Source organism: Microcoleus sp. MOSTC5, from assembly GCF_036701825.1.
GTDB lineage: Bacteria > Cyanobacteriota > Cyanobacteriia > Cyanobacteriales > Microcoleaceae > Microcoleus > Microcoleus asticus.
The window spans coordinates 1-12,941 of sequence record NZ_JAUBRK010000051.1; the positions used below are offsets into that span (position 1 = coordinate 1).

Genomic DNA, 12,941 nt, shown 5'->3' on the forward strand with positions numbered 1-12,941 from the left:
TTCGACAATTTTCGAGCTCGACTATTAGCTGGCTTTTCTAATTAGTTTTTATTATCACCTCAAACCCAGAAGACCCATTAAAAAGTTAAATTTTTATGCTGAACAGGAATACAAATTTCAAACTCCGTCCCTTTTTCTGGCGTGGAAAAACACCTAAGCGTCCCACCATGTTTTTCAGTAATAATCTGATAACTAATCGCCATTCCCATTCCGGTTCCCTTCCCTACAGGCTTTGTTGTAAAAAATGGATTGAATATCTGTGTTTGAATTGATTCGGGAATTCCATTGCCATTATCGGCGATCGCAATTTTAACCCATTGCGAATCTACCACCGAGGTACAAATTGTAATACAACATGGGTGCTTCTCGATCGAGCAAGCTACCCGTTGAGTATTTATTTCTTCCAGTGCATCAATAGCGTTTGCCAAAATATTCATAAATACTTGGTTGAGTTGTCCGGCATAACACTCAACTAGCGGTAAATCGCCATAGTCTCGAATGACTTTAATTTCTGGATATTCGGGCCGCGCTTTGAGACGATGTTGCAAAATTAACAGCGTGCTATCAATTCCTTCATGGATATCAACTTCTTTAAATTCTGACTCATCCATCCTGGAAAAATTGCGGAGTGACAGCACAATCTGGCGAATGCGATCGGTCCCAATTCTCATTGAGTTCAGGATTTTAGGTAAATCATTTTGCAAAAAATCCAGCTCAATATTTTCTGCTTCTTTCTCAATTTCGTCAATTGGGTTTGGATAATGCTTTTGATATAGGTGTACCAAATTTAATAGACTGTCAGCATAATATTGTACATGAATTAGATTGCTATGAATGAAGCCGACCGGATTGTTAATTTCATGGGCTACTCCTGCAACTAATTGCCCCAAAGATGAGATTTTTTCTGTCTGAATCAGTTGGGTTTGCGTCCGTTTTAAATTCTCAATTGCCTGCTCAAGCTGCTGAGATTTGTCTCGTTCTCTGGCTTCGCTATCGCGTAATGTGACTTCTATTTGTTTCCGTTGAGCAATTTCGGCGGTGAGTTGCTCGTGGATTTCCAATTGTCGGAATACTTCCTCAAATGTGCTTGCCAAAAATTGAATTTCGTTAGCTGGAATCGTCTTTGGCATAGGAAAAATGCCAGTTTTTTTACTTTGAAAAACTGCTTCGTTTAAGTCCCGCAAGGGTTGCAATACATTCTTCTGAAGGAGTATCCCCATGATTAACAAAATTGTGATGATGCCAACTAGCAATGACAAAGTTGAGGTAATGAAGGTTCTGTCGGTAGCTTGCTGCATTTGGTTGAGATCGAGTAGCGCGATCGCCACTCCCCGTCGTTGGGATGTGCCAAACAAGGTACTACTAAAAGGCAGAATTTGCGCGATCGCAGGCTTGCTGTCCACGACCATATTGTGGCTGACTTCAATGCCTGTGGTCGCCGCTTGGTAAAGTGGTTGTGCGAGTTGTGGATAAATGGAAGTGTATGGCTGATTAGTCGCATTCTGAGGGCTGCGGGCGATCGCTATTCCAGATGGATCGACAATCGCAATTTCCACCACACCGGGCATCGTGGCAAAATTTTGCACAACCCGTCGCAGAATGCTTTTATTCTCCAACTCTAGTAAGCCTTCTGTAGAAAACTCTAGCGATTGTGTAATCGATTGAGCCCGGTTATGAACTTGCGTTTCTAAGTCAGACTGCATCAGCCGATAGTTGAGTCCGAGGGTTGCCAGTCCAACAGTGGCGATCGACAACCCAACGCTAACCAGCAAGCGCTGCGACAAGCTATGGGGATGCAGCCATTTGGTCATAATTGCCACTCCTCGATCGCTGTAGTTACGAGCTCAGTATTAATCTCCACATCCTGACGCGGTATCTTTCCGGGACGAGGGTCAGATTTCAATAGTTTAGCCATTTGAGCGATCGCTTCTGGTAAGCGACCAGACTTAAACATCTGTTGTTGCATAGCAATGTCACCCTTTTTCAGACCCGCGTAATCTTTAGCAAAAGCCGAACTCTTCTGTCCCAGGCTTTTTCCAACCTTTTGAAACACTTCATTCGGCTTTGTTTCCACTGCACTCATAATATCAAACCAAGCCATGATAAATTGCTTCAATTCAGCTTTCTTCGTGCGAGTAATAGTTGACCGAGAAGCCAACGTATCAACGATTAAACTATCAATTTCCTGAGTAGTGTAAATAATATTACCCTTAATAGTTTGAGCCGTTTCCCCTAGCAACGGTTGCCAGAGCACGGCGGCATCTAAACGTTTCTTCTGCATCAAATCAACCGCTCTCTCGTTAGAAATATCTTCAATATTGACCTCTTCGGGTTTAATCTGGTGCAACTTGAGGGCCTCCAATAAAATCAGATGATTCACTGTTCCCAGTTTCGCTCCGACTCTTTTACCGCGAAGGTTTGCCACTGACTTGATTGCAGGTTGAGCCACAATACCATCAGCCCCATGAGAAATATTTGTTACCATCACCACCGCAGGCTTGTCACTACCCGAATCAGACTGAACCACATCCCACAAAGAGACAAAAGTTGCGTCTAGAGTACCGCGCAGCATGGCGCGAGTCGAATCTTGTTGATTCTCAAATCGAATGAGTTGCACGTCCAATCCGCGCTGTTTGAATAAGCCTGCTTCCTGAGCATAAAGTGCAATATCAAATCCTGCCCAACTGGTGATGCCGACGCGCAGGGGAGCTAGTTGTTGTGATGCCAGGCTACAGGCATTTACAATCAGGCTAACCGCCAGTGTCAAAACGCAGAGGACACCGAGCGATCGCCATTTCGTTAAGGTCAACCAACACCTACGCAATAATTGTCTAGTCCCCGTCTGAGCTTTGCCAGTCATCTATGCAGCCTCAACGCTCTTGTTCGTCGATGATAGCAAGAACTTTTCGGGATGTCATTCCCTGAAAAAACGCCTAAAACAAATGTAAAATAGAACTATTCTCCTCGCTGATAATTCATTACCAAATCCAACCAAAATCAAGAAATCGTCGCTGATTCCCGCAGATAAAAATCTACGAATTCATCAGCAGGGAAATGTGGTGAGAACTTCTACACAACGCCGATATTGCGATGCGAATCGCTTCCTGGAGTTGAGGGGTTCGTTGCTATGGCGGTTCCGGAGCGACTGCAATCCACGGTTCATCAATATAGGAATATTCCGTCCCAGATCGCGATCGGTAACGAGATCAGCCGGATGAGAATGCTTCCCAGCCTCAACGAAAACCCCCAAACCCCATTTTTAAACGGGATTTGGGGGTTTTCTTGCTATGTTTTTTGCCTGTAAGATCCCGATCGAATCAAAACTTGCTCGGTGCGATCGCCCTTGACAAAAATCGGACTCTTGCCAGAATAATCAGGCTAGAAACTAAGAGAGCGATCCTCTTCGAGGGCTTCGCTAACGCACAGAATTGAAGGGCGATCGCTCTACTGGTATTTTTAAAGTATTAGGTATTGCGATCGCGATCTAACGACTCGGTTCAGTGGCAGACTGCCCCGCAATACCCCGAACACACACGCAGAAACAGGGCCGGCTTTCCGCTGCACGCTCATTGTTCGGCGACTGTTGACAAGTTCTAGCTCATTTGAGCGAGGTTAATCAATTGTGCTGTGCCAAAGTTGATAAGTGCTGCACTGTTGCAAAGAAGGGAGTAAAGATTGCATCTTGCGTCATTTCTAAATCTCAAGCTTGCTCATTCTGATAGTTGGTGGCTGATAAAATGCGCGATGTGCTGTGTACAAGGGTTGAAGAAACATAGAGGAGCGAAAATCCAATCAGAGGATGGAACACCTCTAGATGGAGAGGTGTTTTGAGATGAATGCTGACAAATTGCAGCCCAAGCAGCACAGGTAGAGTGGCAGCCAGATGTCGTATTTTGCGTGAGAATGGGGCGAGCGATGACCATCCCCATAATATTAATGACAATCCACCGTAGCCTCGCACTAGCCAAACATGAATATTCCACCAGGAAGGGTCATTAAAGTAGGCAACTCCAACTGTTAATAACTGAGCAATCAAGCAGAGGTTAAAGACGATTGAAGTTGTATAAAAACCTATCTGTACCCAATGTGTGGGAGTACGATCGCGATCGATTTCCGAAGTTGTGTTCATGTCAAACTGCCTGTTTTGCTACTTCTAAACTCGATATCCCCTGCATAAATAAGATTGCCTTATCGACCAACTCAGCTCCCGCTTTTTCTGGCGAACCGACATCAAATGGCGGGGCGGGATTGTACTCCAGTAATAGTTGAATAATCTTGGCTACTTCCTCACCACAAAGGATGCTAGCGATCGTCAGGCCAAAATCGATACCTGCTGTCACGCCTCCACCAGTAATACGATTGCGATCGATTACTATGCGCTCTGTGCCAACCTCAACGCCAAACTTTGCCAGTTGTTGGCGCATTGCCCAGTGAGTCGTCGCTCGATAGCCGAACAGCAGTCCGGTTTTCGCCAGAAATAGCGATCCACCGCAGACAGAAGTGATAAATTTGGCGGTGCTGCCTTGTTTGCGAAGAAATGCTAGTATCTCTGGATCGTCTTCTACTGCCCCTTGCTCCAAGCCGCCGCCAATACAGATAACGTCCAAGCGCGGGCAATTTTCAAAGGTGGTATCAGGCAAAACCATCATGCCGTCATCGGTTTTAATCGGATCTAGCGTTTTCCAGATCCGATGAATCTGGACACCTGGCAACGCACTAAAAACTTGCTGCGGTCCCACAATATCCAGCGATGTCATGCCAGGATAAAATACCAAACCAATGATATGCTTTTGTGAGTCAGTCATGAATTCATCTCCTTGGGGCGATTGCGATTAAATCTGTCCTTATACTAGAAGTAGCAACCGACTTCGCCTAGTCCTCGATCGGGTACTCTTTTTGACAGCATGACAATTTCCTTGCAGCTTTTATTTAAAGAAATTGACCAGGTGACGGATGAACAAGATTTGCGATCGCAAGTCGTGCCCAAAATCGGCGAGTATTTTGCAACTAAGCGATCGGGAATCTTTTTTTTCGACCAGCTTTTAGCCGATCGAAATCTTCAGAAATTACTAAAAGTCGCGTTATCTGTCGAACATAATCCTGTTGCACGTTACTTAGCGGAGCGCCATACGCCTGTGCATGAAGGATTAGTAACATCGCCCAAGGCGTGGGCAATCATTTGTCCCCGCCCCGATCATTGGCACGTGATGGCGGGGCCGATCGTCAATCGCGGTCAATTAGTGGGTGTAGTGGGTTGCACCCGCGAACAGTCAATGCCTGCCTTTGATACGCAAAATTTAGCCGATTTGAGTGCGATGTGTTTGCATTTGTCTGTTTGGGCTGCAACAGTGCGATCGCGAAGTGTTTCCGTTGGCGAAGCCTGCCCAACGGGCATAGGAAAATCGCAACACCAATCTTTCAAGAGCGATCGATTAACGCCTCGTGAATTGCAAATTGCCGAATTGGTTGCTTTGGGGCGAACCAACGCAGAAATCGGGAGGGAACTTTGGATTACTGAGAATTCAGTGAAGCAAGCTTTGAAGCGAATGTTCCGCAAGCTTGAGGTTTCGTCTCGTGCAGAAATGGTTGCACAGCTTTCCGCGACAAAACACCATTTGCCAAGTGTAAAAATGAAACATTAAACTCCCCGGAACACGTTGGCTTGGTCTCTCCCTCGGTGCGATGCTGACAGAAGGATGCGTTCTCATCCCCTAATGGCGCTCGGTCCTGGGAGGACATCTTCGATCGCATTCTCAAAGGCTTATTTGGAAGTTCTTTTTGATGTCATTCTATCGATCTTTTTACGAAGATAATAAACAACAACCTGACAAAATGGCTCTAGTTCTCCTCCATTATCGCCATTCCACTTGCGTAGTTCTTTTCGTATATCTGCATCAGAGGGTTGTTTTTGAATCAATCCTTTGCGAAAGGCTTTTAATACTGCTTGACGATTACCAACCAACGCCTTTTCATTCAAATTCAAGACTTCATTGATTTCTTTATCGAATTGGCGATCATTTGATACAACTTTACCGTCTGCCAAGAAACGTATTTTACCTTCGACGTTATGAGATGGATCGGCAGGGTTAAAAGTTAGATCGAGATTTCCTTTTTTTGTGTCACAGTGCTGTTTATCTTTGTTTTGCCCTTTTCCTCCTCGACAAGCCCCAAGGAGATTATTGTATTCTAGCTGTTTCTGAGGGTATCGATCTTGGCTTTGCCAGTGTTCGATTTTCATGTTTTCTGAGTCAGGACGAATCCGTCGCATACAGTAACAGCAAATTCCTCTTTGCTCGCTCACCAGACTTGCTCTCAGGTCATCTTTTTCGGCATAGTTATCATAGTCACTATTTGTATTGCACCGATGCTGTGTCAACGACGTTGGTTCGGTCTTTTTCGGGATATTTCTCATTCATTGCCTTCTAAGAATTTAATCAGCGATCGAGCCTGAGTAATCTCAGGAGCTTCGTGTCCAATTTTTTCAACAAGGGGCATCATAGCTTGACGTGCGCCATCAAAATTTTCATCATCAATTAGTCTAAAAAGAGCGTGAAGCTTGTCTGCTACCTCTTGATTACGTTCTGACGCTCCCATCTGCTCCTCTAGTATTCGGTTGGCATCAAGACCATAAGATTCTAATGGAATTGTAGAAATAACTTTGCCAGTTTCTTCATCACGTTCGAGGTTTCTAATACAGCTTGCTTCGACTTCACCAATAACAAGGGGCGAATGGGAAGTGCAAACAAACTGGATTGAGGGGAAGGTTTTGGTGAAGTCATTCACAACTTGACGTTGCCATTTCGGATGGAGATGTACATCTATTTCATCAATTAAGACTAGCCCTGGTGTTTTTTGCAAAATCAGAGGCAATTTTTGACTAGATATATATTCTGATTTTTCGGTTAGGAAAGAGGCATTTTGAGTAACGATTTTGATGGCAATATCGGCAATTAGACCTACCATCATTTTTTGACCTGCACTAAGGTTACTAAAGGGTTGGGGGTTCCTTTGGATAGAAACAACTATTTCCGATCGCTCTGGGTCAAACCATAGGTCATCTGCATTGGGAATACAACGCAAAATAGCCAACTTTACCACCTTGTAACCAGGGCGCATTTGTCCCTGTCGATTGACCGAAGCGATCGCTTCTTTCTGAAACCAAGTATGGATATCGGCGATTCTAATCCGTTCTTCAAAGCAGTCATAGAAGGCATACCAACGGCGGGCGGGGCTGGCGTGGGTAGTGGCTTTGGGGTCGCGTTGGTTGGAGGGTAGCCAAGCTCGACCTGCTCCGTAGTAGGCGATGATGGGTAGCCAAATTTTTTCGCCTGCTTCAACCTGTTGAAATAAAGGGGAGATAATTGCTAGAGCGTCTTTGGCTTCTGTGTTGGAGGTTCTAGAGCCGTTAGTTTTGATTTGTCTGAGCCATTGGACTGGCTGACTGTTAATCGTTCCGGTCGCTTTAATCTGGACGGGTTTTCGTTCTATAAATTGGGTGATGGTGTCGGATTTGATCGCTTCTAAGCGAATTTCTGAGGGAAGAATGTTACGGCGGCTATTGTTGAGGGTTGTGTCGGGGGAGTTGACCAGCCAAATTCCAGCCGCGATCGCCAAAGCATCGAGGATCGTCGTTTTACCTGTGCCATTGTCCCCAACTAGCAAGGTAAATTGGGGATGCAAGTCAAGGGTATAGTCTGAAAATTTCTTGAAGTTTGCGATTTCTACTCGGTCAATTCTCATGCTAATGTCCCACTGTCGATCTGTATTCAGCTTGTAATTTGTAGCATAGAAATCATCGTAGTACGACACCAACAGCTTTAATTATAGGATATCTATATGTCTCACAAAAAAGAACGATCGGACTAGAAACTAAAAGAGCGATCCTCTTCGAGGGCAACGCTTACGCACGCTCATTGAATGGCGCTTGGCTCACTGGTAATTTTGAATTATTGGGTATTGAGTATTGCGATCGCTAGCAACCTTAACTGATTACGCCTCAATCTTTTACAGCTACATCAGATCGAGCTGACAGTTTTCAGCCCGAGAAGGAAACACTAGGTATGTGTTTTTTTCTTGATTGTGGAAAATACACTTGTATCACAATAGGATTACTTTTATCTGCTTGTTATGGAAATAGATCGTGTGCCATTTCTGAATCGCCTCCGGCGCACCATGTCCTCTGCGGAAGCTTGGGGGTTTAGTGTGGTTGGATATCTGATGTGGTTTACCTTAGCACCGTCGATGCAAGCAGAAATTGGCTCCGCATCGCTGTTGGTCTGGATTCCTGGTGCGATCGTCGGAATTCTGTTTAACCTTCAAGTTCAGAGTTTGGGTGAGAAATATCCAGATGTATCTGGGGGAACACCCAATTACATCACGCGATTGCTTCATCGTTACCCTGCCCTTTCCCGTTACTTGGGGATTGCCTACTACTTGGGGTGGGTTTCCTTTCCGGCCATTAATGCGATCGTCATCACAGATTTGATCCAATTCCATTTAGAACCGATGGGGCTGAAGATTCCAGAAAAAGTGTTTGAGATCGGTTTCACTACGATCGCTTACTTTGTAGCATTCAGTGGCACCCGCGCCGTCGCCATTCTGCACCTCTTTTTTGTCTTTCCTTCGATCGGCTTTTTATTCCTCTTCTGCGTTCAGGGTTTAGGCTGGCTTGCCTTTTCGCCCCAAAGCCCCGGACTCTTGCCCAGCAGCATTGATGCCATCAGTGTCCAGGATTGGCTGAAATGGTACTTGTTTGCCGCTTATAGCTTCTATGGCTGCGACACAGCTTCATCCTTTGTAGCCGACAGTCTCCACCCAAAAGACACCCTCAAGGCGCTGTCTTGGGTTGCCTGGTTCATGCCTCTGGTGTTTGTGGGTGGCACTTTAGTCTTGTTGCAGTTGGCAACCGCTGCGGGTTTAGAAGGCAATTTGTACGGCAATTTCCTGGCGGCTGCCAAGCCTTTCTGGGGAGACGCTGCCCCTGTCATAGTCACATTGCTGGTTACGGCTTGCTGTTTGTTGGGATCTGCGACTAGCGTTTGCAATACGCCCCGCATCCTTTTCCAACTCGCGCAGGATGGGCTGTTGTCTCCAGTGTTTGGCGCAGCGTCCCGTCGGGGTTCCCTAGAACCCGCGCTGCTGCTAACCTTTATCTGTAGTTTAGGATTTTTAGTCTGGGGCAACACCACTCGAATTGTCGTGGTGTCAGGGGTGAGTTTTTTCATTTCTATCATGGGGTTGCACTTGGGGCTGTGGATGCAGCGCAACGATCCAGTCGTGCGTTGGGGGCGACTATCCTTAGCATTGCTGGTGGTGGAGTTCATTTCGCTGGTGGTGGGTGGTGTTAGCTGGGGATGGATGGATTTTGGCATCGGGTTGCTGTTGCCGTTAGCTGCGATCGCGATCGACGCTGCAATTCGGCGGATTCCTTGGGCACCTTTGCACTTACCGTGGTGGGATCGACTCCATGCCAAGCCGCTAAACCATCCTGAAAACGAAGATTTTGTAGTGCTTCAGATCGGAGTTTTGATTGCGCTGATTTGTAGTGCAGCGACAATCAGTTGGCTGATCAGATCCTGGCTGCGGGTAGAAGTCGGAACCAAGAACCCCTATCTGCTGATTATTGTGTTGATGACGCTGGCATTTGTGGGAGTGGCGATTGCTTGCTGGACAACTCTGCCCCAGGTTGCTGCGATCGAAGAACTAGCAATTTCCTCAACCGTGCAAGCTAAAGAACTCGAGACAACCCTAAACGAACTGAAAAAAGCCCAGATGCAAGTTATCCAAAGCGAAAAAATGTCTAGCTTGGGACAGTTGGTTGCCGGAATTGCCCATGAAATCAATAACCCGGTCAACTTCATCCACGGTAATCTCACCCACCTGGACGAATATACCCAAAATCTGCTGCGGATGATCGAACTCTATCAACAGCGCCATCCCAGCAACGATCCAGACGTGCAAGCAATGGCAGAGGAAATTGACTTGGAATTCCTCACTGAAGATATTCAAAAGATCGTGTCATCTATGAAGGTAGGCACCGAGCGAATTCGCGGTATTGTCGTCTCGTTGCGAAATTTTTCTCGCATGGATGAAGCAGACTTCAAAGATGTTGATATCCATGAGGGAATTGAAAGTACATTGCTGATTTTGCAACACCGGCTCAAAGAGAAACCAGAGTCTCCAGGCGTGGTAACGATTAAAGACTATGGCACATTGCCCAAGGTGGAATGTTTCCCCGGACAACTCAATCAGGTATTCATGAATATTTTGGTCAATGCTCTGGATGCCCTAGATTACATGAATACCAAACGCTCCTATCAGCAGCTTAAAGACACCCCGAACCAGATTACGATTCGGACTTCTGCGATCGACAATCAATGGGTGGAGGTGGCGATCGCTGATAACGGAATCGGTATGCCAGACTCAGTGAAGCAGCGAATTTTTGACCCTTTTTTCACCACCAAACCCATCGGTAAAGGTACGGGTTTGGGGATGTCGATTAGTTATCAAATCATTACTGAAAAACATCGCGGTAAAATCAAGTGTTTTTCTACACCTGGCTCAGGCACAGAGTTTGTGATTCAGCTCCCCATTCGGCAACAGACAATTTTAGCATTCCCGATCGCTGCTGAATCTTAACCATTTCGCGTTCAGTGCAGCCCTCAAACAATCGGAGGCGGTAAAATAATCGAGCGGGGTGTCAATTACCGCCAACTGCTCGATCGGAAGCGGTAAGAATCTTAGAAGCGCGATCGCCCTTGACAAAAATCGCGCTCTTGGCAGAACAATAACGCTAGAAATTAAGAGAGCGATCCTCTTCGAGGGCTTCGCTAACGCAATACCGAATTGAAGGGCGATCGACTGCAGGTAATTTTGAAGTATTCGGTATTGGTATTGCGATCGCTCTTCGGCGCGACTCGGTTCAGGGGCTTCCAGAAAACTTTGCAACCTCACACTTGGTTTTGGTCATTCCACTTCACGAGATTTTTCGCCTGCTGTCGATCACTTAACTTCTAGCGAGGGTGGTGTTCGCCTAGCATACCAGGCATGAATCAGAAGGGTCTGTAAGAACAATACAGGTGTATTAAAGCCGCTGGATGCAATTATTGATTCGACTTCAAGTGGCGGTAGCACAGCAGGATTTCGACCATAAGAAGCACGAAACTTTTCAATCTCCTCAGCAGGCACTTCGGAATACCTCAGCATTCGCAGCCAAACCTCGAAAAGGCTTTGGCACGCTGAAGTAGACTTATCGGAAGCCAGATCTGCACTAACTAAATATCCGTTAGGGCAAAGTCGTGAAGCAATTTGACTAAAAAAGTTGCGCCGCTCATCTTGTTGTATAAAGAAGTGAGAAACCAGAAGGCAAGTCGCCGCATCGAAAGAGTGCGATGCGGGCAGTGAATCGAGATAGCCTTCGTGAAAAGTGCAACGTGACGCGATACCGCACTCTTCGGCGCGTTGGCGACAGATGTCAAGCATCGGTGCCGCAGGCTCTACCGCAGTAAACTGCCACTGTGGAAACACTTGAGCCAGATAAATCAATTCCAAGCCGGTTCCCGCACCGACACAGAGAATCCGTGCATCGGTAGGAAGTTCGGAAAGTACCAGGCGGATCAGTAAATGAAGTGCGTCGCGCATCGGAGCCAATTTAGCGAATCTTTTGTCGTAGGAAGAAGCGCGTTCTCGATCGAAAACAATAGGTGACTCTTGATTTTGCATTCTGGAAAGCCAATAAGCTTGCAACCTGTATTTTAATAGCTATCTGAATTGGATTTTAGCCCCTCGCTTCAAAACTTACTGGGTTGGGGCAAAACAAAAGTAATAAGAATCCTAAAAGCTCGATCGCAAAAAAAAATATATAAAACCTCAAAATCTCGATTATTAAACGGGTTTTGGGGTTTTCTTCCTCGCATCCGGTTCAAATTACAACTTGCGAGGGCGCGATCGCCCTTGACAAAAATCGCACTCTTGGCATAACAATCAGGATAGAAATTAAGAGAGCGATCGTACAGAATTGAAGAGCGATCGACCAAATGGTAATTTTAAAGTATTGGGTATTGCGATCGCGAATGGCACCATGAAGTTGTGCGGCGGCAAATAAGCGTGAACTGCTACATAACGCTGACCGAGTAGGCACGAATTGCCCCATCAACTGTCGCAATAGTCAGACCATTCTCTAAAGCTTGACAGATAAGCATTCTGTCAAATGGATCGCGATGTAATGGTGGCAGTTTAGCCAGTTGAGCTACGCTACTTTCATCAAGAGAAAGACTGACAATTTGATGAAGATCGCGCTGTTTGGGTAAATATGTTTCGGGATGCTCCGGCAGAGGTAACTTACCCAACTGGTACTTGACAATTGCTTCCCAGACTGAAACTGCACTCAAATAGACCTCATTATCTGGAGCGCGAATTGCATCTCGAACATCTGTTGATAACTGGGTGTCACCACTGATGAACCATAAAAAGATGTGGGTATCTACCAGAATCTTCATTTACCTTCAAATGCACTGAGGATATCTTCCGACAAAGGAGCGTCGAAATCATCTGGAACAGTAAACTCGCCTGCACACAAACCGAATGGTCGCAATTGCTTGCTGCTAGAAATAGGTCTTAGTTCGGCGATCGGCTTATCTGCTTGCAGGATAACAAAAGTTTCACCTGCCTCCACTTGACGCAGATACTTTGAAGGATCGCGCTGAATTTCGTCAACTGTCACGTTCAACATAAAAATGCCTCAGTATAAAGCTCCATAGAGAATACTCCGCCTCACTCAATTGTAGATGATGGAGCCTATGCTCCCAGTTAGGATAAGTCTTGAATCATATTTAGTGAATTAAAGATTGATCGATCTACTGGTAATTTTGAAATATGGGGTATGGCGAACGAAGCACGATCGGTTCCTGAAAATTCTCAACTCCACCTTCAACGACCTCGAT

At 45.9% G+C, this 12,941-nt stretch carries 12 protein-coding genes; 2 read left to right on the forward strand and 10 right to left on the reverse strand.

The window, feature by feature from the left end; all coding sequences use genetic code 11:
- Positions 1 to 77: 77 nt before the first annotated feature.
- From QUA54_RS24365 to QUA54_RS24380, 4 genes are all read right to left on the reverse strand, one after another.
- Positions 78 to 1,811 (reverse strand): ATP-binding protein, encoded by a 1,734-nt coding sequence (locus QUA54_RS24365; RefSeq protein ID WP_333416661.1) that lies wholly within the window; start codon positions 1,809 to 1,811, stop codon positions 78 to 80.
- Complete coding sequence (locus QUA54_RS24370; protein WP_333416662.1) at positions 1,808 to 2,809, reverse strand: ABC transporter substrate-binding protein; 1,002 nt, start codon at positions 2,807 to 2,809, stop codon at positions 1,808 to 1,810. Before QUA54_RS24370 ends, QUA54_RS24365 begins: the two co-directional genes overlap by 4 nt.
- Before the next feature lie 891 nt (positions 2,810 to 3,700).
- Positions 3,701 to 4,129, reverse strand: a complete 429-nt coding sequence (locus QUA54_RS24375) for a DUF6220 domain-containing protein (protein WP_333416663.1) — start codon at positions 4,127 to 4,129, stop codon at positions 3,701 to 3,703.
- A 1-nt stretch (position 4,130) separates the two neighbouring features.
- The gene (locus QUA54_RS24380) at positions 4,131 to 4,805 is read right to left on the reverse strand and encodes a DJ-1/PfpI family protein (RefSeq protein ID WP_333416664.1); all 675 of its coding nucleotides are present in this window, start codon (positions 4,803 to 4,805) and stop codon (positions 4,131 to 4,133) included.
- 99 nt (positions 4,806 to 4,904) lie between these two features.
- On the opposite strand from QUA54_RS24380, the gene QUA54_RS24385 reads away from it, so the two are divergent.
- Positions 4,905 to 5,642 carry a LuxR C-terminal-related transcriptional regulator gene (locus QUA54_RS24385; protein ID WP_333416665.1) on the forward strand — a complete coding sequence of 246 codons (738 nt, stop codon included), beginning with the start codon at positions 4,905 to 4,907 and terminating at the stop codon, positions 5,640 to 5,642.
- Between the two features lie 119 nt (positions 5,643 to 5,761).
- On the opposite strand, the gene QUA54_RS24390 is transcribed toward QUA54_RS24385, so the two are convergent.
- Positions 5,762 to 6,412, reverse strand: coding sequence for a retron system putative HNH endonuclease (locus QUA54_RS24390; protein ID WP_333416666.1), 651 nt, complete (start codon positions 6,410 to 6,412; stop codon positions 5,762 to 5,764).
- Positions 6,409 to 7,809: an AAA family ATPase gene (locus QUA54_RS24395; RefSeq protein ID WP_333416667.1), complete on the reverse strand. Its 1,401-nt coding sequence runs from the start codon at positions 7,807 to 7,809 to the stop codon at positions 6,409 to 6,411. The genes QUA54_RS24390 and QUA54_RS24395 overlap by 4 nt, the downstream gene beginning before the upstream one ends.
- 318 nt (positions 7,810 to 8,127) lie before the next feature.
- On the opposite strand from QUA54_RS24395, the gene QUA54_RS24400 reads away from it, so the two are divergent.
- Positions 8,128 to 10,638, forward strand: coding sequence for an ATP-binding protein (locus QUA54_RS24400; protein WP_333416668.1), 2,511 nt, complete (start codon positions 8,128 to 8,130; stop codon positions 10,636 to 10,638).
- On the opposite strand, the gene QUA54_RS24405 is transcribed toward QUA54_RS24400, so the two are convergent.
- From QUA54_RS24405 to QUA54_RS24420, 4 genes are all read right to left on the reverse strand, one after another.
- The gene (locus QUA54_RS24405; protein ID WP_333416669.1) at positions 10,609 to 10,953 is read right to left on the reverse strand and encodes a hypothetical protein; all 345 of its coding nucleotides are present in this window, start codon (positions 10,951 to 10,953) and stop codon (positions 10,609 to 10,611) included. The two genes, QUA54_RS24400 and QUA54_RS24405, sit on opposite strands and share 30 nt — an antisense overlap.
- A gap of 48 nt (positions 10,954 to 11,001) precedes the next feature.
- Complete coding sequence (locus QUA54_RS24410) at positions 11,002 to 11,721, reverse strand: class I SAM-dependent methyltransferase (protein WP_333416670.1); 720 nt, start codon at positions 11,719 to 11,721, stop codon at positions 11,002 to 11,004.
- Positions 11,722 to 12,113: 392 nt separating this feature from the next.
- Positions 12,114 to 12,497: a type II toxin-antitoxin system VapC family toxin gene (locus tag QUA54_RS24415; RefSeq protein WP_333416671.1), complete on the reverse strand. Its 384-nt coding sequence runs from the start codon at positions 12,495 to 12,497 to the stop codon at positions 12,114 to 12,116.
- A complete protein-coding gene (locus tag QUA54_RS24420) occupies positions 12,494 to 12,730 on the reverse strand; it encodes a type II toxin-antitoxin system Phd/YefM family antitoxin (RefSeq protein ID WP_333416672.1) in 237 nt (78 codons plus the stop codon). Before QUA54_RS24420 ends, QUA54_RS24415 begins: the two co-directional genes overlap by 4 nt.
- Positions 12,731 to 12,941 lie beyond the last annotated feature (211 nt).